The organism is Candidatus Rubrimentiphilum sp. (assembly GCA_035710515.1).
Classification (GTDB): domain Bacteria; phylum Vulcanimicrobiota; class Vulcanimicrobiia; order Vulcanimicrobiales; family Vulcanimicrobiaceae; genus Rubrimentiphilum.
Map to the genome: position 1 here is coordinate 272,113 of DASTDE010000004.1, position 21,913 is coordinate 294,025.

At 62.0% G+C, this 21,913-nt stretch carries 20 protein-coding genes; 8 read left to right on the top strand and 12 right to left on the bottom strand.

Going from position 1 to position 21,913, the window contains the following annotated elements; all coding sequences use genetic code 11:
• Positions 1-2 precede the first annotated feature (2 nt).
• The 6 genes from VFO29_10390 to meaB are packed head-to-tail and all read right to left on the bottom strand — an operon-like array spanning position 3 to position 4,754.
• Positions 3-416, bottom strand: coding sequence for a cobalamin B12-binding domain-containing protein (locus tag VFO29_10390; protein HET9393908.1), 414 nt, complete (start codon positions 414-416; stop codon positions 3-5).
• Positions 409-540, bottom strand: a complete 132-nt coding sequence (locus tag VFO29_10395) for a hypothetical protein (GenBank protein HET9393909.1) — start codon at positions 538-540, stop codon at positions 409-411. The genes VFO29_10390 and VFO29_10395 overlap by 8 nt, the downstream gene beginning before the upstream one ends.
• 1 nt (position 541) lies before the next feature.
• Positions 542-2,245, bottom strand: coding sequence for a methylmalonyl-CoA mutase family protein (locus VFO29_10400; GenBank protein ID HET9393910.1), 1,704 nt, complete (start codon positions 2,243-2,245; stop codon positions 542-544).
• Between the two features lie 23 nt (positions 2,246-2,268).
• Positions 2,269-3,051, bottom strand: a complete 783-nt coding sequence (locus tag VFO29_10405; protein ID HET9393911.1) for a hypothetical protein — start codon at positions 3,049-3,051, stop codon at positions 2,269-2,271.
• The gene (locus VFO29_10410; protein ID HET9393912.1) at positions 3,048-3,797 is read right to left on the bottom strand and encodes a hypothetical protein; all 750 of its coding nucleotides are present in this window, start codon (positions 3,795-3,797) and stop codon (positions 3,048-3,050) included. Before VFO29_10410 ends, VFO29_10405 begins: the two co-directional genes overlap by 4 nt.
• A 3-nt stretch (positions 3,798-3,800) precedes the next feature.
• A complete protein-coding gene (gene meaB, locus VFO29_10415) occupies positions 3,801-4,754 on the bottom strand; it encodes a methylmalonyl Co-A mutase-associated GTPase MeaB (GenBank protein ID HET9393913.1) in 954 nt (317 codons plus the stop codon).
• A 51-nt stretch (positions 4,755-4,805) separates the two neighbouring features.
• Here meaB and VFO29_10420 point away from each other — a divergent pair, with 51 nt between their 5' ends.
• Positions 4,806-6,227, top strand: a complete 1,422-nt coding sequence (locus tag VFO29_10420; protein HET9393914.1) for a glycoside hydrolase family 125 protein — start codon at positions 4,806-4,808, stop codon at positions 6,225-6,227.
• On the opposite strand, the gene uppS is transcribed toward VFO29_10420, so the two are convergent.
• Complete coding sequence (gene uppS / locus VFO29_10425; GenBank protein ID HET9393915.1) at positions 6,187-6,870, bottom strand: polyprenyl diphosphate synthase; 684 nt, start codon at positions 6,868-6,870, stop codon at positions 6,187-6,189. The two genes, VFO29_10420 and uppS, sit on opposite strands and share 41 nt — an antisense overlap.
• Positions 6,871-6,953: 83 nt before the next feature.
• Between uppS and VFO29_10430 the strand changes: the two genes are divergently transcribed.
• Entirely contained in the window at positions 6,954-10,187 is a 3,234-nt protein-coding gene (locus tag VFO29_10430) for a S41 family peptidase (GenBank protein ID HET9393916.1), read from the top strand.
• A 95-nt stretch (positions 10,188-10,282) separates the two neighbouring features.
• On the top strand, positions 10,283-12,508 hold the full coding sequence (locus tag VFO29_10435; protein ID HET9393917.1) for a hypothetical protein: 2,226 nt from the start codon (positions 10,283-10,285) through the stop codon (positions 12,506-12,508).
• Between the two features lie 95 nt (positions 12,509-12,603).
• On the opposite strand, the gene VFO29_10440 is transcribed toward VFO29_10435, so the two are convergent.
• The 4 genes from VFO29_10440 to VFO29_10455 are packed head-to-tail and all read right to left on the bottom strand — an operon-like array spanning position 12,604 to position 15,728.
• Entirely contained in the window at positions 12,604-13,380 is a 777-nt protein-coding gene (locus tag VFO29_10440) for a phosphate ABC transporter substrate-binding protein (GenBank protein HET9393918.1), read from the bottom strand.
• Positions 13,381-13,421: 41 nt separating this feature from the next.
• The gene (locus VFO29_10445) at positions 13,422-14,336 is read right to left on the bottom strand and encodes an alpha/beta fold hydrolase (GenBank protein ID HET9393919.1); all 915 of its coding nucleotides are present in this window, start codon (positions 14,334-14,336) and stop codon (positions 13,422-13,424) included.
• Entirely contained in the window at positions 14,309-14,878 is a 570-nt protein-coding gene (locus VFO29_10450) for a DNA-3-methyladenine glycosylase I (protein ID HET9393920.1), read from the bottom strand. Before VFO29_10450 ends, VFO29_10445 begins: the two co-directional genes overlap by 28 nt.
• Positions 14,871-15,728 carry an alpha/beta fold hydrolase gene (locus VFO29_10455; GenBank protein HET9393921.1) on the bottom strand — a complete coding sequence of 286 codons (858 nt, stop codon included), beginning with the start codon at positions 15,726-15,728 and terminating at the stop codon, positions 14,871-14,873. The genes VFO29_10450 and VFO29_10455 overlap by 8 nt, the downstream gene beginning before the upstream one ends.
• Between VFO29_10455 and rocD the strand changes: the two genes are divergently transcribed.
• Complete coding sequence (rocD, locus tag VFO29_10460; protein ID HET9393922.1) at positions 15,727-16,986, top strand: ornithine--oxo-acid transaminase; 1,260 nt, start codon at positions 15,727-15,729, stop codon at positions 16,984-16,986. The two genes, VFO29_10455 and rocD, sit on opposite strands and share 2 nt — an antisense overlap.
• Here rocD and VFO29_10465 read toward each other — a convergent pair.
• Positions 16,970-17,419, bottom strand: coding sequence for a tetratricopeptide repeat protein (locus VFO29_10465; GenBank protein HET9393923.1), 450 nt, complete (start codon positions 17,417-17,419; stop codon positions 16,970-16,972). The genes rocD and VFO29_10465 overlap by 17 nt on opposite strands.
• 186 nt (positions 17,420-17,605) lie before the next feature.
• On the opposite strand from VFO29_10465, the gene VFO29_10470 reads away from it, so the two are divergent.
• The 4 genes from VFO29_10470 to VFO29_10485 are packed head-to-tail and all read left to right on the top strand — an operon-like array spanning position 17,606 to position 21,802.
• The gene (locus VFO29_10470; protein HET9393924.1) at positions 17,606-17,938 is read left to right on the top strand and encodes an energy transducer TonB; all 333 of its coding nucleotides are present in this window, start codon (positions 17,606-17,608) and stop codon (positions 17,936-17,938) included.
• Between the two features lie 43 nt (positions 17,939-17,981).
• The gene (locus tag VFO29_10475; protein ID HET9393925.1) at positions 17,982-18,290 is read left to right on the top strand and encodes a hypothetical protein; all 309 of its coding nucleotides are present in this window, start codon (positions 17,982-17,984) and stop codon (positions 18,288-18,290) included.
• Positions 18,291-18,323: 33 nt separating this feature from the next.
• Positions 18,324-19,826: a hypothetical protein gene (locus VFO29_10480; GenBank protein HET9393926.1), complete on the top strand. Its 1,503-nt coding sequence runs from the start codon at positions 18,324-18,326 to the stop codon at positions 19,824-19,826.
• A complete protein-coding gene (locus VFO29_10485; GenBank protein ID HET9393927.1) occupies positions 19,823-21,802 on the top strand; it encodes a hypothetical protein in 1,980 nt (659 codons plus the stop codon). Before VFO29_10480 ends, VFO29_10485 begins: the two co-directional genes overlap by 4 nt.
• The last annotated feature ends 111 nt before the right edge of the window (positions 21,803-21,913 follow it).

The window sequence follows — 21,913 nt, forward strand, 5'->3', positions numbered from 1 at the left end:
GGTCACCCGACGAGTTCGCGGCGGCTGCCGCACTCGCGCTCGACGAACGAAATGATGTCGGCGAGCGGGGCGCCGGGCGTGAATATCTCTCTGACGCCAAGCCGCTTCAGCTCCGCGGCGTCTTCGGGCGGAATCGTGCCGCCGCCGAAAAAGACGATGTCTTGCGCGCCTTGCGCCTTGAGCTGCTCGACGATCAGCGGGAACAGCGTCATGTGGGCGCCGCTGAGGATCGAGAGGCCGATGCCGTCGGCGTCTTCCTGAATTGCGGTCTGTACGATCTGCTCGGGCGCTTGAAAGAGTCCGGTGTAGATCACTTCCATGCCGGCGTCGCGTAGCGCGCGCGCGATCACTTTCGCGCCGCGATCGTGACCGTCGAGTCCGGCTTTGGCGATCACGATGCGCAGCGGTCTAGCCACGCTCGGCCGGCTCCCCGGTGCGTTCGAGCTCCAAACTCAAGCGCAAAGCTTCTTCGAGTTTCGCCATCACCTGTTTAAGCGTTTCAGCTTCAACAAGCTTTTGCTCTTCAGTGAGTGTAGCCATGCTAGAACGCGACTTTCTCGGTGTAGCGGCCGTACACGCCGGCCATCGCTTGCACGATCTCGCCTTCGGTCAGATACGCGTTCACGCAGGCGATCAGGTGCGGCATCACGTTGTCGGATGGATCCGCGCAGGCTTGCTTGAGCCGCTCGAGTGCGGCTTGAGCCGCGGCCTGATCGCGATCTTGGCGCACTTGCGCGACCGAGCGCGCTTGTTCGCGTTCCATCTCTTGGCCGATCCGGAGCAATTCGAAATCGTACTTCTCTTCAGGTTTTTCGAACGCGTTGACGCCCACCACGATACGATCCTTGGTTTCAAGCGAACGCTGGTAGCGGTAACTGGCGTCGGCGATCTCCCGTTGAAAGAAGCCGGCCTCGATCGCTTCCACCACGCCGCCGTATTCTTCGATGCGCTTAAAGTAGTCTTCCGCCTGGCGCTCCAGTTCGGAGGTGAGCGCTTCGATGAAGTACGAGCCGCCCAGCGGATCGGCGACGTTGCCGACGTTGGTTTCGTAGGCCAGAACTTGTTGCGTGCGCAGCGCGATCTCGGCGGCCTTCTCGGACGGCAGCGCGAGCACTTCGTCCATCGAATTGGTGTGCAGCGACTGCGTTCCGCCCAGCACCGCGGCCATCGCTTCGAACGCCACACGCACGATGTTGTTCTCGGGCTGCTGCGCGGTCGCGCTGCAGCCGGCGGTCTGCGTATGGAAACGCAGCTGCAGCGAGCGCGGATCCTTGGCGCCGTAGCGCTCGCGCATGTGGCGGGCCCAAATCCGGCGGGCCGCGCGAAACTTACAGATTTCTTCGAAGAAGTCGATGTGCGAATTGAAGAAAAACGAGAGACGCGGCGCAAACGAATCGACATCCATTCCCGCCGCCATGCACGCTTCCACATATGCGAAACCGTCGGCCAGCGTGAAGGCGAGTTCTTGCGCGGCCGTGGAACCCGCTTCGCGGATGTGATAGCCGCTGATCGAGATCGTGTTCCAGCGCGGCATCTCGTCGCGGCAGAAGCGGATCATGTCTACGATCAGTCTCATATGCGGACGGGGCGGAAAGATCCATTCCTTTTGCGCGATGTATTCTTTGAGGATGTCGGCCTGCACGGTGCCGCCGAGTTTGGCGCGCGGGATGCCCTTCTTTTCGGCCGCTGCAATATAGAGCGCGAGCGCGATGCACGCCGGCCCGTTGATCGTCATCGAGGTCGTGATGTCGCCCATGTCGATGCCGTCGAAGAGCACGTCCATATCGGCGAGCGAATCGATCGCGACGCCGCACTTGCCCACCTCGCCCAACGCTTGCGGCGCGTCGGAGTCGAATCCCATGAGCGTGGGCATGTCGAACGCAACGGAAAGCCCGTGCTGACCGTGCGACAGCAAAAAGTGATAGCGCTCGTTGGTCTGCTTGGCGTTGCCGAATCCCGCAAACTGGCGCATCGTCCAAAGACGATCGCGATACATGTTGGGATGGATGCCGCGCGTGTACGGATATCCCGACGGCCAGCTGAGATCGCGGGCGAGATCGAGATCGACGTCGTCCGGACCGTAGACGGCCTTTAAAGGAAGATCCGAGATCGTCCGGTCGACTGCGCCCGAACCAGGGCCGGACCGGCCCCTGCCTTTGGCGGAAGCGGCCTGCCAGCGTTCTTTCTGTTGGGCGAACTCGTCATCCGGAGTCTGCGCGCCCGACCCGTTCGAGCGGTCGATCATTTTAGCCACTGTTTTGGGCTTCCTCAGGAGCCGTCACAATCCCGGGCGGCGATAAGCGCCTGCTGGATGAGGGGCCTTCCCTGGTTGCGGAGCGCGGCATTCAATTGGCTCAACCGGTAGAATTTTAGCGCGGCCGCGCTGATCGGCGCGGGCGGCGTGCTGACGAGCTTCGGATCGTAGTCGGCCACGGCCGGCAGCGGCGTGTAGAACTGCGGCGCCGGCGCGGGTGTCGGGGCCGTTGGCATCGTGTCGTATCCGGATGGAGGCCCGAGTTGACTCTGACTGCTGCCGCCGGCGTTGCCGGAGCCAAAAGCGCTGTTCACGGTTTGCAAGACGTCCGTTCCGTAGTTGTCCACGATCGTGCCGTATATCTCGTTGTAGCGATCCGCCGTCGCGCGTTCGAGATCGATGACGTTCTGCACGCGCTGCCGCATGGCGTCCACCTTCGGCACTTTGCCGACGGGATAGGCCGCGTACGATTGCTGCAGCAGGATCTCTACTTGATTGATGGCGGCGATGAGATTGGTGCTGGCCTGATCGATTTTCGACGCGTAGAGCTGGACGCCGTCCTGCAGTTTCGTTTTCGAATATTTTGCGAGTTGCCGTTCGTCATCTTGAATCTGTGCCGTGAGCGTTCGGTATTGCGCTTGCATGCGCGCGAGCGGCAGGACGACGTTGTGCAGCGTGCTGCATACCGGGCTGACCTTCTCGTGAATGATGGTCGGCGGCGGCTGAAAGACCGGCAGCGGCGCGGGCGTCGGCGTGGCCGCGATGACCACGGCAAGCACTATCGGAAGCGTACTCATACTCCGTCGCAATCATGCGCGGCGATCAGCGCTTGCGCTTCGAGCGCGGGCCCTTCGTGGTGAAGCAAATCTTTGAGTTCCCACAGCGCGGACCATTTTAAGGTGCGCATTCTCAGATTGGCAGGCGCGGAGCTCGCGAGTTTCGGATCGTTGTCGGCGACCGACGCGGGCTTCGGCTGCGCGTCGTTCGGAATCTCCGGCAGTGACGGCGGCGTCAAATCCGTGGGGAATGGTGTTGGGCTGGCCTGCGGATTAAGATTCGGCGCGCCAACCATTTTATTCAAACTGTTCTCAATGCCGGTGACGCCGTCGTTGTCGACCGCCGCTCCATAAGCGGCCGAGTAGTTGTTGGCGATCAGGCGCTCGATGTCGACGACGTTCTGAACCCGCTGGCGCAAGGCGTCGACTTTCGCGTTTTTTCCCTGCGGATACGCGCGGTACGATTTTACGAGTTGCGTTTCCATGTCGGCGATGTTGGCCAGCATATTCGTCGCAATCATGTCGCTCTGCGCTAACCGCAAGAAAACTCCGTCACCTAATTTCGTGTTCCGGTACTTTTGAATCTCTAAGTAATTGCTCTTGATCTGGTCGGTCAGCGCGCGGTTCTTGATGTTCATTTGGGCGAGCGGAATCACCAGCTGGTGCAGCGTCGAACAGACCGGGCTCACGCGCTCGTGGAGAATGGTGGGCGGCAGCGGCGACGGCGTGGCAGCTGCAATAACGACGCTCAACAGCCATGCGGTCATAGCTTAAAGACCTTTCACCGAGGCGCGCACGTGCGGAACGCGACCCGGCTCGTCGGAAACCTCCGAGGCCATGCCAAATGCATGCAGTACCCTTTCGGCAGCGGCATAAGGATCGACTCCGGCCGCCAGATCGCTGCTCAGCTGCCGTTCGAGCTTCCGCTGCAGCTGTCCGAGGGCCAGCTGCCGCACTTGGTGCGTGAACGCCTCGCGCTGCTTCTCGGCGAGCTCGCCCGAGCTGCGCAGGTACGCAACGTGGCGCTCGATTCCGGCCCAGAGCTCGTCGACGCCCTCTCCGCTGGTCGCCTGCGTCATTATCAACTCCGGAACCCACCCGCTGAAGTCGAGCATCTCCATCATCGAACGAATCTCGTGCTTGAGTTGATTCGCCATCGGGTGATCCTTTTTGTTCACCACGAAAATGTCGGCGATTTCGAGTATTCCCGCTTTAAGTACTTGAATGCTATCGCCACTGCCCGGCTGGAGCGCAACGATCGTCGTCTGCGCGAGCTCTGCGATCTCGATCTCCGACTGGCCGACGCCGACGGTCTCGATCACGATCACGTCCATCCCGAAAGCGTCCATCAGCAGCACCGCATCGGCCGTCGCGCCGGCAAGTCCGCCCAAGTGTCCGCGGCTCGCCATCGACCGGATGAAAACCGAACTGTCGGTGAAGTGTTCAGTCAATCGAATGCGATCGCCTAACAGCGCTCCGTGCGAAAACGGCGAGCTCGGATCGACGGAAATGACGCCGACGCTTTTTCCGAGCGAGCGTGCCTTGCGAACCAATGCGTTGCCGAGGGTTGACTTGCCGACGCCGGGCGGTCCGGTGAGCCCGATCGTCATTGCGCGTCCGGTCTGCGGAAAGAGATGGCGAATCAGCTCCGCGCCGCGTCCCGACTCGGCGCGGCTGATCGCGCGAGCCAGCGCGCGCGGGGAATGGGCGCGAAATTGCCGCAAAAGGGTCGAGTGATCGCCGGAACTCAAAGTATCAGAAGGATTGCGGCAGCCTTGGCGGTTGTCCTTGCCCTGCAGAGCACGCCCGCGCGCGCGCAAAGCCTGATCGTTCCGCTGACGGGCAACCGCTCCCGAACCATCGCCCCCGCCTCGCTCTTCCACACGCTTTTTTCGGATTTCTTCAGCGAGCGCGACGGCACGACGTATGTCCAAACCGGCGACATTCCGGCGATGTGGCTGCGCGATTCTTCCGCGCAAACAATTCCCTACGTCCGCTTCATTTCGGCGTATCCGATCTTGTCCGTACGATTCTTAGGCGTTATCGAACGCAACGCGCGAAACATCGCCACCGATCCGTACGCCAATGCGTTCACAGCCGATTACCATATTTGGGAGCGCAAGTGGGAGGCCGACTCGCCGGCTTGGCCGGTGCTGCTGGCGTGGATCTTCCGCCGCCAAAGCTCGACGCGCGCGCTCTTCACGCAAGCGTTCCATCACGCGTTGCGCACTAGCGTCGACACGTGGCGCTGCGAGCAGCTGCACGCGACTTGCAGCCGCTATCACCTGCACCTGCAAGACGAGCCGTTCAATCGCGACACGGGGATGGTCTGGACCGCGTATCGTCCGTCCGACGACGAAGTCCGCTATCATTTTAATATTCCGCAAGAAGCGATAGTCGCAATCGCCCTGCAAGCCGTCGCAGCGCTGGCCATCGACGGCTACGGCGACCACAACCTGGCCAACGAAGCGCGCTCGATGGCCGGCGAGATCGAGCGCGGCATCCAACTCTACGGACGTGTCTGGCGTCCCGAGCTGGGCGGTTGGGTCTATGCGTATGAAACCGACGGACTCGGCAATCAACTGCTGGCCGACGATGCGAACCTTCCGAATCTCACGTCGCTGCCGTATCTCGGCTGGTCGTCGGCGACGGATCCGGTCTATTTGAACACGCGCGGTCTTGCGCTCTCCTCCGCCAACCCGTGGTACTATCGCGGAACCTACGCTTCCGGGCTGGGCAGCGAGCACACGCCGGCGGGCTACGTCTGGCCGCTTGGAATTATCGCGCGCGCTTTAACGGCGACGTCGTCGCGAGAAACGTCGGCCAGCATCACGACGCTGGCCGAAACGGACAGTCGCGACGGGCTGATTCACGAAAGTTTCGACGCAAACGCGTATTGGGTTTTTACGCGCGCGGAGTTCGGCTGGGCAAACGCACTTGGCGCCGAGCTGCTCTTTCGCAGTTTAGCGGGTTTTTCGGCGACGCCGTTCACGACGGACGGCACGATTATCTCGCCGTTCGAACACCTCAGCCCCACGCCCACGCTGGTCTCGCCGATGGTTCAGATCTACAACGCGAGCTTATTGTATGGAGCGCTAAATCAGCTGTTGATCGAGGCAAACGGCCGGACGATTCTTCCGGGAGCGCCGGGCATCGTCATGAACCAAAGCGCCGGCAGCGTTCGGCATAAACGCTGATCGCATCCGCGAAGTCATTTTCGGTAAAGTCGGGCCACATGACCGGCAGCATCAGCAGTTCGGTGTAGGCAAGTTGGTACAGCAAAAAGTTTGAAACGCGAAAATCTCCGCCGGTGCGTATAAGAAGATCGGGATCCGGCAGCTGCGGCGCGTACAGATTGCCGCGCAGCGCCGATTCATCAACCTCGCTCGCGCGCAAATTGCCGGTCTCGATCTTGGCTGCGATTTGCCGGACGGCGCGCAGTATCTCGGCGCGGCCGCTGTAATTCAACGCGAGGTTCAATCGCAAACCGCTGTTGTGCGCGGTTTCGCGCACGAGCTCGCGTATGGCGCCGCGAGCCGGCGGAGCAAACTGCGCGAGATCGCCGACCACGCCCACCGACACGTCCTGCCGCCGCAATTCAGCCAACTCGGTGCGCGCGAAGATCGCACAGAGCTGCATCAAGACGCTCACTTCGGAGGGATCGCGCTGCCAGTTTTCGGTTGAGAATCCGAAGACCGTCAAAACGTCTACGCCCGCGGCGATCGCGCCGCGCACCGCCGCCCGCAACGAGCCGACGCCGCGCCGGTACCCCTCGGCCACGGGCAACCCACGACTCTTGGCCCAGCGCCGGTTGCCGTCCATGATAATTGCAACGTGCACCGTTACTTTGTATCACAAAGTTAACATCGCGGCAAGGGCGGCCGCGGGGACCGCGCGCTCCGGACGCCAACCATACCGCCCTCATGAAGCTTGGCTACTACCGCTTCGCGGCCGTTTCCGGGGACCGCGTGGCCTTCGTCTGCGAGGACGACGTCTGGGTTGCGCCGCTGTCCGGCGGAGACGCCGTGCGCCTCACGGCCACGCCCGGAACCTGCAGCACCCCGCGCTTCTCGCCCGACGGCTCGCTGATCGCGTTCGTCGCCACCGACGAGGGCAACGCCGAAGTCTACGTCGTGCCGGCGGCGGGCGGAAAACCGCGGCGGCTCACTTTCCTGGGCGGAACGATTGCGACCGTCAGCGGCTGGACCGCAGACGGATCCGAGATTCTTTTCATTTCGAATCCGAGCGCTTGGTACGAGCGCGACACGCGCGGGTTCGCGATCTCACCGGCCGGCGGCGTTCCACGCGCGCTCGGACTCGGACACATGCGCGCGATCGCTCCCGGCCCGGGCAAACGTTTGGCAATCGGGCGCAACGCGGACGATCCCGCGCGCTGGAAACGCTATCACGGCGGAACGTCGGGTGAAATATGGATCGACGCCGAGGGCGAAGGCGAATTTGACCGCCTGCAGCTTCCCGACGGCAACCCGGTTTGGCCGATGTGGATCGGCAACCGCATCTTTTTTGCCGCCGACCATGAAGGCATCGGCAATCTCTACTCATGCGCGCTTGACGGCAGCGGCCTGCGGCGGCACACGAATCACAGCGACTATTACGTGCGCTTTCCTTCAACCGACGGATCGCGCATCGTCTATACGGCCGGCGGTTCGCTGCACTGCTACGATCTGAGCGCGGACGAATCGCGCGAGCTGAACGTCAGCGCCGTCTCGGCAGCTGCGCAAACCGTGCGCAAATTCTTACCCGGCTCGCACACGCTCGACGAGTTCGCGCCTTCGCCCGACGGAACGACGGTCGCGGCCATCGTCCGCGGCCAGCCGTACACGATGCCGTTTTGGGAAGAGGCGCCCGTACACCACGGAACCGGCAGCACCGTGCGCTATCGCGCCATCGCCTGGATGCACGACGGATCGCGTTTCGTTACAACCACCGACGTCAACGGCTACGAACAGCTGGCGATACATCAAAGCGACGGTTCGAAAGAACCGGTGCTGGTAACGACAAGCGACATCGGCCGGGTCACCGAGCTGGTCTGTTCGCCGGTCAAAGACCTGATCGCATTTGCCAATCACCGCTACGAACTTGTGGTCGTCGATCCGCGGAACGGTACGCCGCAAGTGCTCGACAAGAGCGTGGGCTTCCGCATTACCGACCTGGCGTTTTCGCCCGACGGACGCTACTTGGCATACGTGTGGTGGCCGGTGGGCGACGGCGTCTCCGTCGTTCGTATCGTCAAACTCAAGTCGGGCGAGATCCACGACGTCACGCCGCAGCTCCGCGTCGATCAGAGTCCGGCTTGGGACCCACAAGGGCGCTATCTCTACTTCATCGGGACGCGGGACTTCGATCCCGTGTACGACGCACTGCAATTCGACTTAAGTTTTCCGCAAGCGCAGCGGCCGTTTCTTGCGACCTTGCGCGAGGACGTGCCGAATCCGTTCACGCCCAAACCCAAACCGGTGCATCGCGACCACGATCACGATCGCGACGCGCAAGACAAGAAGAAAGATCCGGGCCCGCCGCGCATCGAGATCGACTTCGAAGGAATCCAAGGCCGCATCTTAGCTTTCCCGGTGGACGAAGGCGAATACGGCGAGATCGTGGCCGTGCGCAATCGCGTGCTTTTCACGAAGTTCGACGTGCGCGGCATCAAGCCGCAGGCGCGATCCTGGGACGAAGAGGACACGACCGGGACGCTGCTCGCCTACGACTTCGAACTACAGCGCAGCGCGGTGGTCGCAACCGAAGTGAACGAAATCGCACTGGCAGCCGACTGCCACACGCTGTTGTACCGGTCGCACGAGCGCCTGCGCGCCATCGACGCGCTCGCCGAGCTCCCGGAAGAACACGACGATCCGAAACCGCCGGCCGATCCCGGCCGCAAGAGCGGCTGGATCGATCTCGATCGCATCAGCGTCGAGATCGAACCGCGCGACGAGTGGAAGCAGATGTACCGGGAAGCCTGGCGCCTGCAAACCGAGCACTATTGGCTGGAAGACATGGCGGACATCGACTGGGATCGCGTACGCGATCGCTACGAAGCGTTGCTGCCGCGCATTCGCACGCGCAACGAGTTGTCCGATCTCATCTGGGAGATGCACGGCGAACTGGGAACGTCGCACGCGTACGAATACGGCGGCGATCTGCGCGAACCGCCGCAATACCGGCGCGGCTTTTTGGGCGCGGATTACGCCTACGACGAATCGGCCGCCGGTTGGCGCATCGCCGAGATCTTTCGCGGAGATTCATGGAATCGCGACGGCGACTCGCCTCTGGCGGAGCCGGGATTGGGCGTGCGCGCGGGCGACATGCTCGTCGCCATCGGCGGCAAGACGCTCTCGCGCGAGTTCGGACCGAATCAAGCGCTCGTGAACGCGGCCGGCCGCGAAGTCAGCGTGGTCGTGAATTCGGGCGGACGCGAGCGCCGCATCACGGTTAAGGCGCTCGGCAGCGAGCAAAGCCTGCGCTATCGCGCGTGGGTCGACGCGCAGCGCCGCTACGTGCACGAAGCCACCGGCGGGAAAGTGGGCTACGTGCACATTCCCGACATGGGTCCGTGGGGGTTCGCCGAGTTTCACCGCGGGTATCTCTCCGAGTTCGATCGCGGCGGGCTGATCGTAGACGTCCGGTACAACCGCGGTGGTCACGTGTCGCCGCTGCTACTCGAGAAACTCGCGCGCAAGCGCGTGGGATACGATATCGCGCGCTACAGTCAGAAGCCGTTTCCGTATCCGCCCGAATCAGTCGGCGGCCCGATGGTGGCGCTTACCAATCAGTTTGCCGGTTCTGACGGCGACATCTTCAGCCACTGTTTCAAGCTCTACAAACTCGGACCGCTGGTCGGCAAGCGCACGTGGGGCGGCGTCGTCGGGATCAATCCGTATCACCGGCTGGTTGACGGCACGATCACGACGCAGCCCGAGTTTTCTTTTTGGTTCAAAGATGTCGGCTGGCGCGTCGAAAACTACGGAACCGATCCCGACTACGACGTCGATATCGCTCCGCACCACTATCGCGAAGGAAAAGATCCGCAGATGGATTTTGCCATCCGGCTGGTGCTCTCGGCCGCGGAGAACTTTCACGAAGAGTACCCGGACCTGGCAACCAGGCCGTCACTCCCGTTGCCGAGCTTACCTTAAGCAAACTCTAAGAATCTCCGTATACGGCCGCGCGTTCCTCTGGCATACTAAGCTGACAGCCGCCTAGCGGCTGGCGATGCTTCGGGAAGGGCAGCATGCGTACATCGGTGGCGTCTTTATTCTTGTCGCTGGGCTTTCTAACGGCGTGCTCTTCGAGCTTGCCGCATGTCCTCAACCCGGGCAGCGGTGCTGCAGCACTGGAGCTCTCACCCTCTCCCGTGGAGCTTACGAACGACGCGCCGGTCTCGTCGTTCACGGCACAAAACGACGTTCCCGGTGTTTCATACACGCCGAGCGCGGACCCGAGCTGCCAGAACTCAGGCGGCGGCATCTTCGTCGCGGGCGACGGCCAGGCGCAGGTTGACGTGGCGGGCTCGCCGCTCATGTTCGCCGTGTTTGGCGCCGGAACACCGCCGGCGACGTGCACGATCACCGTGCGCTCGTCAACCGGAGAGTCGGCGGCGGTGGACGTGACGTATCAAGTGATGACGGTGCAATCGGTCGGCGTTCGATCCGAAGCGATTACCATGACGGTCTCGCCGGGCGTCAACCCCAGTGCGAGCAAGATCACGAAACTCACGCAGAGCATCTCGCTTGTCGCCAGCGGATTCACCGGAACGATGACGGCTACGACGAGCGGCTGTCCCGCATCGGGAAGCGGCCTTCAGGTCAGCCCGAAGCAAATCACCGGCGGCAGCGGGACGTTTCTCGTCGTCGCGTTCGGACAAGGCAACGTGTCGTTCGCGTGCAACGCGATTATTACCGACACCGCCAATAACAGCGTCACCGTTCCGATAACGGTTGAGATCGGAGCGCTGAACAAGTTCACGGTCACGCAATCGGGCAAGCTCCAATTTGCGTGTGCCGGGAGCACACTGCCCAAACACTGTCAAACGATTCAAACGATTACGATGCAAGAGACCGGCGCTACGAGCTTCGCGATTGCCGATAAACCCGCGCTCATACATACGTGCGCGAACTCGTTCAACGGTCCGCTCAAAATGGTCACCACGCCGGCAGGCGCGCCCACCAACACCGTCCCCGGACCGTCGGCGACGGTTTCATTCGATGGATTGTTGCCGACCGCAACGCTCGGATGTTCGCGGGTCGTCGTGACCGATGGCCGCTCACCGGAGCAAACGGTCAACGTTCAGGTCGACGGTACTCTGGCCGCTGCGCCGCCACCGGCGATTACGACAGCATCCGCGCCGTCATGTAAAGGTAACGATCCCTTCGTCGCGGTACCCGGCGCGCCGCACGGCATGTACGTCTGGAATCCGAACGCGTTTCCAAAATATCTCACGCCGCTCGCCAATGACGTCATCGGGATCGACCACACGCTGTGCGGGGCGAGCTTGGTGATTTCGTGGGCCGACTTGGAGCCGACGAAGGGGAATTTTCAATGGCAGTTCGTGGCCGACGAAGCTAAGCCGTATACGGACAAAGGCTTGACGGTCAATCTACTCTTTTCCGATTCAACTGAAGGCCCGGTCAACAATATCACGCCGTCGTGGGTGACCGATCCGGTAAGCGCCGGAGGCGATGGAGCGCCGACCGTCACATGCGCCGGCCAGCCGACCATTCCGGTGTTTTTCAACCAAATTTTCGAGAGCGATTGGGAAGCGTTCATCGCCGCGGTTATCCACGAGTACAGTTTTAACAACTCGGCGCTCGCGCCGAGCGTCGGCTACATGCGTTTCGCTACTGCCGGCGGCGCGGAAGCGCTGCCGCCTCCGGGTTACAACGACGGCGGGGCATGTCAGGCGCTGTGGTCTGCGCAAGGCATGACGTATCCGGTTTGGAAGCAGCACGAAATCAACATCGTCAATACGATGGCCGCGCAGTCAACCGACAAACAGCTGATCGTTTCACTGCCCAACCTTTCGGGCGGACCAAATAAGCCGGGAACCACGACCGTGGACGTTTACGACATGTCAAACGCGGTCGCAGCGGTCGCTGCGTCCAAACACATCGGCTTCTCGTTTGAAAACCTCGGCCTGAAGCCCGTATCGCCGCCGGCGCCGTGCAATCCGGCCGCCAACATCATCGACCTGCACTGGTGCCAGGCGTACCATGCGTACGCGGGCGTCGTTCCGCTGAACATGCAGCCGATCACCGCAACGAGCAACCACAACGACGCGACATTCGATATCGCGGATCTCTTGCCGTACGCGCTCGACAACAACATCCAAGTCTTCGAGCTCTATCCCGACGAGTGGATCCAAGCCGACTCACCGGAGTTCAGCGGTTTCCTCGGACAAGCCGCGCACTATAAAGCCGCGCTCAACAACGCATCGCTTGTATTAGGCGTTTCGCCTTAGCTCGATAGCGTGCGGGCCTCGGCAAGCTCGGCCGCCCTTCGTCCTTCGACAGGCTCAGGATGACATGGCGTTTCGCTAAAGGCGAAACGCTAGGCTCAGGATGACACGTCCCCGACCGGGATGAACTTTAGCCGCCGCAAGAGCGCGCGGTCGTTCTTCACGTAATCGATGAATCCAGCCACCTTCGCGCCCGGCTGTCCGTTCGTGAACATGTGCTCGTACGACCAGTACGGGTACTTGTTGCTCTCGACGTTTGCGTCGGTGGGTGCGACCCCGTCAATTGACACGGCTATCTGCCTGCCCGGCGTAACATAAGCCGTTCCAACGTAGGAGATAGCGCCCGGCGTTTGCGCAACCATCGTCGCGACCGTGCCCGACGAATCTTGCGTCATGCCGCTCTCCGACGGCTCCCGGCCCCCAAGAACTTTTTGCACAAGGACTGCCCGCGTTCCCGAACTGCGCGGCCGGTTGATGATCGTGATCGCGGCGTCGCGGCCGCCGGCCTGACGCCAATTCGTCATCTTGCCGCTGAAGATCGCGCGAATCTGCGCGCTGGTGAGATTCTTCACTCCGGTCTGCGGATTCACGACGATCCCGAACGTAACGACGGCGACCTGATGATCGACCAGACTCGGCTGATCGGGCGCGGCAATATCCGAATCGCCGATATCGACCGCTCGCTGCGTCACCTGCGTGATGCCGACGCGCGAGCCGCCGCCCGCGACGCTGATTTTCACGTCCGGCCGGGCGTTTTGATAGTCAACCGCGGCCTGTTTGACCAGCGGCAACAACGCGGTCGAACCGGCGATGACGATTGAGCTGGTGTTCGTCTGGGCTGAACAGCCCGCAATTGCGAGCGCCGCCAAAAGCATAACGGTCTTCGAAAACATGGAGCGAGAGTACCGGATTGGGGTCACGGAACCTCCATCGTGCCGCGCACGTGCTGCAGCAGGACGGGATAGACGATGTCCGTTCGCGGTACGGCGTTCTGCGGATCGATGATGTCGTGGTTCACCGGCAAGTCCGTGAACTGATAGTCAGCGATCGCTTTTGGATCGCGCTTGCGCCATGCCTCGACGACCGCTGCGGTGACCCGGTTGTTGACCGCCGGATCGCGCATGTTCGTGACGACCGTCACCCGCGAGGCGACCGGCGAACGCCGCGATGCCGCATAGACGTCGTCGCCGATGCGCAGACACTGGCCCAACGCATGCGTCGAAAAGCGCGGGTAACCCGTGAGCGGCAACTCTTTCAGTTTGTTGCGCGGATCCCACCAGACGAAGAAATTCGGCAACGTGCGCATGCCGCCCGCCACGATGCGGCTCTCCCAGTAGGCGAGATTGAGCAGCGCGAAGACGGGGCTCACGACGATAGAATGGGCCACATCCGCGCGATGCTGCGCAAAGAATGCGCACAGCAGTCCGCTTGTGGAGATCCCCAGCACGCAGACGCGTTCGCCCAAACCGCAGGCGATGTCGACGGCTTCGGTGGCCGCGGCGAGCAGCATTTCGGCGGTGAGTTTCGCCAGACGCGTGGTCATGCGGTCGCGGTCGCCTTGCTCCGGAAGGCGCGGCACGAACACATTCGCGCCCAGGTCGCGGACGAGCGGCGCAAATTGCACGTACTGTCCCGGATGATTGGTCAAACCGTGAAGCAGCACGACCGCGAGCTTCGTTCGCTGCCCGCAGTCGTAAAATTTCGTATACGCATCGGGAATGATGCTCGCGTCGTCGAGCGCCTGATACGCCTCGATGCGGCGTTTGGCTTCGTCATACGACTTCGCCGGCGTGCCGGCGGCGTTCAACGGCATGCCGAATACCGGAAGCATTTCGTCCAATGATCGTTGACCATACCGACGGCCTGCATGAAAGCGTAGCAGATCGTCGAGCCGACGAACGTGAAGCCGCGCCGCCGCAGATCGTTGCTGAGCACATCCGAACGTTCCGTGCGCGCGGGTACCTGTGAGGCGCGCGGCCGGTGGTTTTGGATCGGCTTGCCGTCGACGAACGCCCATACGTAGGCGTCGAAACTGCCGAACTCTTTCTGCACGCGCAGGAACGCCTTCGCATTCCGCACCGCACCGTACACCTTGAGCCGGTTGCGAACGATGCCCGGGTCCTTCAGGATGCGCTCGAGCTTCGGGATTCCGAATCGAGCCACGCGCTTGGGATCGAAATTCGCGAACAGTTTCCGGTAGTGCTCACGCTTGCCCAAAATTGTGCTCCAGCTCAAGCCGGCTTGCGCGCCTTCGAGGATCAAGAATTCGAAGAGCACGCGGTCGTCGTGCGACGGAACGCCCCACTCCTTGTCATGATACGCCATCATCGCCTCGCCGCTCGCCCAGGCGCAGCGCTTCCTCACTTTAGCCATCGATCAGATCCACCAGCCGCGGCAGCACGCGCTGCGCGATGTCCGGATAGCGCTTGGGTTCGATGATGTCGTGCGCGAACGGCAGATCGCGCAGCCGTTCGACGGTAACGGCGGCGCCGTGCTCCTGCCACAAGCGCGCGAGTTTGACGGCCGCGCGATTGTTTACCGCCGGTTCGCGCGTATTGATTGCGACGATCATGTGTTTCGTCGCGGGCGGCGCCGTGCGCGCCGCAGCCATCAGCTCGTTCGCGAGATTCAAACCTTGCGCCAGCGCATGCGTCGCATATCGCGGATATCCGTGGACCGGAAGCTGCCGTTCGCGCAGCCACGGATCCCACCAAAAGAAGCGGTTGGGAAAGTGCAGCACCCAGCGCGCGACACGCTCGCCGAATCTCGACGGCAGCCAGACGAGCCCCAAGTACGGTACGATTGCCACAGCTTTGTGCAGCTCGCCGAACTGCGCCGCATACGCCGCCAGCAATCCGCCAAGCGAGAACCCCGCGACGCTTACTTCGTCGCCCAGTCCGCGTGCAAGTTCGATCGAATCGCGCAGACATGCCTTCAGCTGATTGACCGTCATCTGCGCCAGCGCCGGCGACATGCGATCCTCGCGACCGTGTTGCGGAAGGCGTGGAACGAAAACGTTGTGGCCGCGCTCATGCAGCGCGCCGGCGATGGCTACAAACTGCGCGGGGCTGGCGCTTAGGCCGTGAAACAACACGATCGAGCGCGGCGTCCGCCTTCCATGAAGGAATGCCAGCGAACGCCCCAGTTCGCCGATCTCCGCGCGATCGCGTGCCTGAAATTGCGCAAGCCCGTCTTGCGCCGCCGTGTAGCCTGCATCATTCATGACGAAAGAGGGAACGCTCTTAAAGCGGACGGAACCGCATTCCTGGATGCACGAACTTCATCGTAATGCCGAAACGTTCATCGAACTCGAAGAACGGTATGGCGCGCACAACTATCAGCCCTTGGATCTTGTGGTCGAAAGGGCGGAGGGCGTTTGGCTTTACGGCGTTGACGGAAAGCGCTATCTCGACTGCGTCAGCGCCTATTCGGCCGTCAATCAAGGGCACTGTCATCCGCACATTCGCGCGGCGTTGATCGAGCAGGCGAAAAAAGTTTCCTTAACGTCGCGCGCAATGCGCAACGACCAACTCGGACCATTCTTGCAGCGCCTCACGCAACTCTGCGGCTTCGAATCGGCGCTGCCGATGAATACCGGCGTCGAAGCCGTAGAAACCGCAATCAAGCTCGCGCGGCGGTATGCGTACGAACGCAAGAACGTCGCACCCGATTCGGCTGAGATCGTCGTCTTCGCAAACAACTTTCACGGCCGCACGACCACGGCCATCAGCGCCAGCACCACGGAACGTTACCGCCACGACTTCGGTCCGTTCATGCCCGGCTTCGTCCCGGTTCCATACGGCGATTATGATGCGCTCGCGGCGGCGCTCAACGACCGCACGTGCGCGATCCTCATCGAGCCGATTCAAGGCGAAGGCGGCGTCATCGTTCCGCCTGACGGCTTTTTGAAGCGCGCCTGGGGACTCTGCCGCGAACATCGCGTCCTGTTTATGGCCGACGAAATTCAAACGGGACTCGGACGCACCGGCGACATGTTCGCATGCGATCACGACGGCGTGAAACCGGACGTGCTAATCGTCGGAAAGGCGCTGGGCGGCGGATACTATCCCGTCTCGGCGATCTTGGCAAGCCGCGACCTGATGGCGCTGTTCGGTCCGGGCGATCACGGCAGCACGTTCGGCGGCAATCCGCTGGGATGCGCCGTTGCGATGGCGGCACTGGACGTCATCGTCGAAGAGAACCTTCCCGCGCGAGCTCGTTACGCGGGCGCTAAGCTGATGCGCGGATTGCGCGACCTCAATTCACCCGCCGTGAAAGACGTGCGCGGCCGCGGTTTGCTGATCGGCCTGGAGCTGAATGTCTCCGCCCGCCGCGTTGCCGAACTCTTATTGGAACGCGGCGTTGCCGCGAAAGATACGCACGACGCAGTCTTGCGCCTGGCGCCGCCGCTCATCATCGACGACGCACAGATCGATTTGGTGTTGGGAGCGTTGCGCGACGCCCTTACGGCAGCTCTTTAAACGACTGCTTTAGCCGGAATTCGCTGTCGGGATACTTGGCGCGCAGCATCGCCCACTGGTGCAGCAGTTCGTTGCCCTCGGGATCGCGCCGGTATCGCGTGACTCCCAAGTAATACTGGGCCTCGGGCGCGGCTTGCGCCGTGGGAAAACGTTTGAGCAGCTCGACATAATGCGCTTCGGCTTGATCCCAGTTTCGCAGCCGCAGATGCGCCTGCCCTAAACCGGCCAGCGCGCGCGCTGCGAATTCGGCGGGCGGCAAGTATCCTTGCCAACTGTAGAGTTCGTCGCCGTCTTCAGTCAGCAAGCGAATGTCCGGCGTCCAAATGTGATGGTAGCGCTTGAGAACGGCCTCGTTCTCCGGCTTTGTGTTGTCGAGCTGTACGGGAATCGTCCGGTTGACGATTTCGGCGACTGCAGTTTCAGGATACGTCACGGCATCCAGCGCTTGGCAGCCCCCTCAACCAGGGTTGAAAACGTCGAAAAAAACGATCTTGGATTCGCGCTTCGCCTCTTGCAGCGCTTGGTCCAAGTTGTGGCGCCAGGAAATCATAGTCTTTACCTTTTCCCCCTAGGAGCAGGGCTACGCCTTGCGAACGGGATGCCCTGTTAGAGGTGTACCATGATGACTTCCGTCGCTCTTCTGCTCGCGCTGCACACGCCGGCGCCCGCCAATTGCAACCGCGACGCAACCGTAACGGCTCAAGTGGCGCCCGACTTTCCGGACAAGGCCCGGGGAGTCGTCGTTGGCCCGGCCACCGTTTTTATTAGCGTCTCCATCAGCCCACAGGGAAAGATCGCGCGGTTGCGCGTCTTCAAATCGAGCGGCAACGGCGACCTGGATCAAGCCGCCATTCATGCTGCGCAGCAATCCACGTACTCGCCGCGCGTCAGAAACTGCAAACCGGCATCCGGTAATTATCTTTTTAAGGTCACGTTCGATCCAGCCCACTGACCGGCCGTCTGTAACTGACGCGGATTCCGGGTACACCCTCGTTATGGAACAAGGTGCTCTACCCACGCTGCCTGCCTACCCGGTAAAGCAACGCCTCGAGATCGACGGCGTAAACGTGCTATTGCTGAACGTGCCTCCCGATCAATCCTATCCGCAAAACCTTTTCGGCGTCAGTGAAACAGGCGACGTGCTGTGGCAGGTCGAGCCGCGCCCCTCGCAAGGCCCAAGCGGCAGCTACAGCTCGATTCGCGATGAGGTCGGCGTCGTCGTGGCGCGAACCGAAGATCGCGTCCAGCGGAAGGTCGATCCCAAGACTGGCAAGGTCTTAACGGAAGAGCCAGCTCCAGACTAGCAGCCCGAATCCCAGGTGTGCTATGGTCGGCAAATGCCGGCTTACAGACGCCTGCCCATTTTCTTGTTGGCCGCGTTTGCGTCCATTGCGGCGGCTTGCGGCGGAAACACAACGACGCTGCTGCAGCCGGTGACGGTGCTCGTGACGCCCGTTCCGGCGCCCGCCGTGACATCGCAGTCGGCATTCACCGTGCAACAGACCGTCGACCTGAATGCGCTGACGAATCTCCCGGTCGCCGGAGGATACAGCGGTACACTGCAGCTCGGCGGCGCCATCCAGCAATACGCCCAAGTGACGCAGACACTGCAGAACGCAACGCCTTCGGGCATCGCTCCCCTCGCGATAACATTTAAACCGGCCGACACCGGCCGAAGCACGCTTGACGTTAGCCCGGCGCAGGTTCTGTTCTATTACGGCTTGCTGTTTGACGCGCGCATGCCGGCATACGTATCGCCGCTGCCCTCGCCGACCGATCCGCCGCCGTCGTCGATCACATTAACGGTACAAGTTCCGGCCGCCGTGTTTCTTAGCGGCGTCAAATATTATCTGGCGCTGTACGATCCGCAACGCCCGGGACTCGGATGGCAGCAAGGCTTCGCGGGCCCCGCCGCGATATCGGGATCGACGCTGACCTTTACCGGCAGCGCGCAAACGTTCAATCGTTACGAACAATACTGGCTGGCCGTGTACGCGGTGAATCAAAGCGCGGCGGCTCCCACACCGGCGCCGTCGACATCGCCGGTCGTCACGCCCTCGCCGGCGCCGATCTCGATCGTCGCGATTCAAAGTTTGATGAGCAGCGCATTCGTGTGTTCCGGAACGCCGTGCGCGACCGGGCCGATCACGCCGCCGCAGCCGCCGTCGATGTGGGACATCACCACGGGCGTAAAACCGCCGCTGCCTTCAATCAGCGGCAACTCCACGCAATTGACGCTCTTCCCGTCAACCCCGCCGCCGCACGAGAGCGACGTATTGTACCAATCGCCGCCGCTCGTCTCCGCGCCGCTGACCACCAATGCGATTTGGGATTTCTACTATTATATAGACCAGCCGGTTTGGGCCGTTCCGAGCGCGCATCCGACGGCGACGCCCGGGCCGACGACGATGACGGCGCTTGAATTCGATTTCAACATGGGAATGCCGAATTATCGCTACAACTTTTCTTCGCAATGCCTGATTCTGGATAACGTCAACGGCGGACCGAAGTGGCAGATATGGGGCGGCGGCAGCTTAGGCTGGATCGATTCAGGGTTTGCCTGCGACACCAACAACTTCATGCCGAACGTTTGGCACCACCTCACCTGGGTGTATCGCATCCATCCCGATACGCAACAAACTGAATACGTCAGCCTTACGATCGACGGCGTTACCACAACGCCGCCGCCGAACAACGCATTTCACCCGGTGCAGCAACACGTCGAAGACAAGACGTTCCTCGAAGTGCAGTTCCAGCAAGACATGCACCAGCCCGGACCTACGGATACGCCGCCGCCGTTCAAAGAATGGGTTGACAACGTCACCCTGACGTATTGGTGATCGCCGCGCGCGCGCTCGCGAGTCTAGTTCCGGCGGCTTGCCTGTTAACGGCATGCGGCGGCGGCAGCGCAGGCAGCGTCACGCCGCCAAGCGTTCCGGTGAGCGGTGGAACATCCGCGGTTTACGTCGCCAACGTACGCCTGGCAAACGTTATGCGCTTCGCTGCCGATGCAAACGGCTCGCCCACCCCGACGGTAATCGTACAAGGCGGTTTAACGCCCAACGCGATGGCCTTTGACACCGCGGGAAATTTGTACGTCGCCGGTACCAACAACGCGATCACGGTCTATAAACCGTTTACGTCAACCGCATCCGCAACGATCGCGAATTCGCAAATCTGCAAGCTCGGCGGAATTGCAATTGATGCTTCCGGTGCAGTCTATATCTCGGATCCGATCTGCGATCAGATCCTCAAGCTCGTGCCGCAGTCCGGCGGCGCCTATGCGCTCGCGTGGTCCATCGCAGGAACGCGCACCGCGCTCTCGGGCCCTTCCGGCGTCGCCGTCGACTCGAGCGGCGACGTCTTTGCACTCAATCAGCCGGACTCGGTTCACAGCGCGCCCGCGGCGGTCACGGAGTACAGTCCGGTGGGCGCCTCGGGCCCGAGCAACCTTACGCCTATAGCGACGATCACCGGCGGAAGCTTCCCCACCGACGTTCGCGGTTTCGGTGCGGATGCCGACGGCGACGTGTTCGTCGCATCGCCGGCACAGATCGGGGAATACGTTCACGACGCTAGCGGATATCATCTCGCCGGCACGATCGCCGACACCAATCTGTGCGGAATAGAATCCATTGCAACCGCGCAAACGGGCAGCGGCTCGACGCTCGCGCGTTACGTCATCGCGGCAAACAGCTGCGGGCCGCGCAGCACCGGCAACGGAACGCTGACAACATTCGACGTCACCACGCCGCTCTCGGGCACACAGGATCCCACGCCGCTCGTCGTCGCAGGAAGTGCGACGTCGATGTTCGTCTCGACCGGATCGGCGCTCGCCTTTGACGGCACGGGCAGCTCCGGCGCGAGCACCTACGTCGGAAATCCGCTGCTGGACACGGTTACAGGCTACTGTTTGTGCAGCAGCGGCGGTCCGCCGCAATACCAACTTGCTTTGGGTTATCCGGGCTTGGACGGCGTTCAAGCAATCTGGTTCGCGGGCGGAAGAATGTATTCGAGCGACGGCAGCACGCCGGCGATATCAGTGTACGCGCAGCCGCCGGACGGCGCGCCCGCTCCGCTTTCGCCCGCGCCATTGCTTCGTATTCAAGGAAGCAACACGCGTTTCTGCGGGACGGCCAGCGTCGTGACCGATCGTTCACAAAACGTGTACGTCAGCAACGATTGCAGTACCAGCGGCGGAGGCGCTAACTCGAATACGCTCGAGCGGTTCGATGCGCCGTCGCTCAGCGCCGGCGGAAATCAGAATCTTACTCCGGCGTGGATTACGACAGGTGGTCCCTGTCCGGGCACGCCCAGCGCGAGTACGCTTTGCAATCCGCAGCAACTTGCGATCGATCCTCTCGGCAACATCTACGTGACGAACTACGGCGGAAACTCGATCGTCGAATACTCGTCTTCGGGCACTCTTCTGTCGGTGATGACCGCCAATCCGCTGCTGTTGCACCGCCCGAGCGGCATCGCGATCGATAGCACCGGAAATCTGATCGTCTACAGCGACGCCGAAGCCGACGCGTTTGGAAACTATCCGGGACTCGTGGAGTACTTTGCCCGGCCAACCGGCAGCGGCACAGTGACCCTTAGCGCGATCAAGACCCTGAGCGGCAGCGGCACGACGCTCCCGAGCAGCCAGTTCGGCCAAATCGCCCTCGACCCGCAAGGCAACCTCTTCATCAACCTCTTCAAGACGATCGTCGTCTACGCGCCGGCGGCTTCCGGCGACACCGCGCCCATACGGACCATCACGCTTCCCAGCGGCGCCGGCGGCACGGGGTTGGCAATCTCGCCCGCGCCTTGACGCTCCCCCGTCAGGCTGTGGTATGCTCCGTAAGCCGAAGTGGGGCTTGCGCCCTCACCGGATGCCTTGCGGCGATCCGGTCTTCATCGAAGGAGCCGCCGGCCGGTTCCA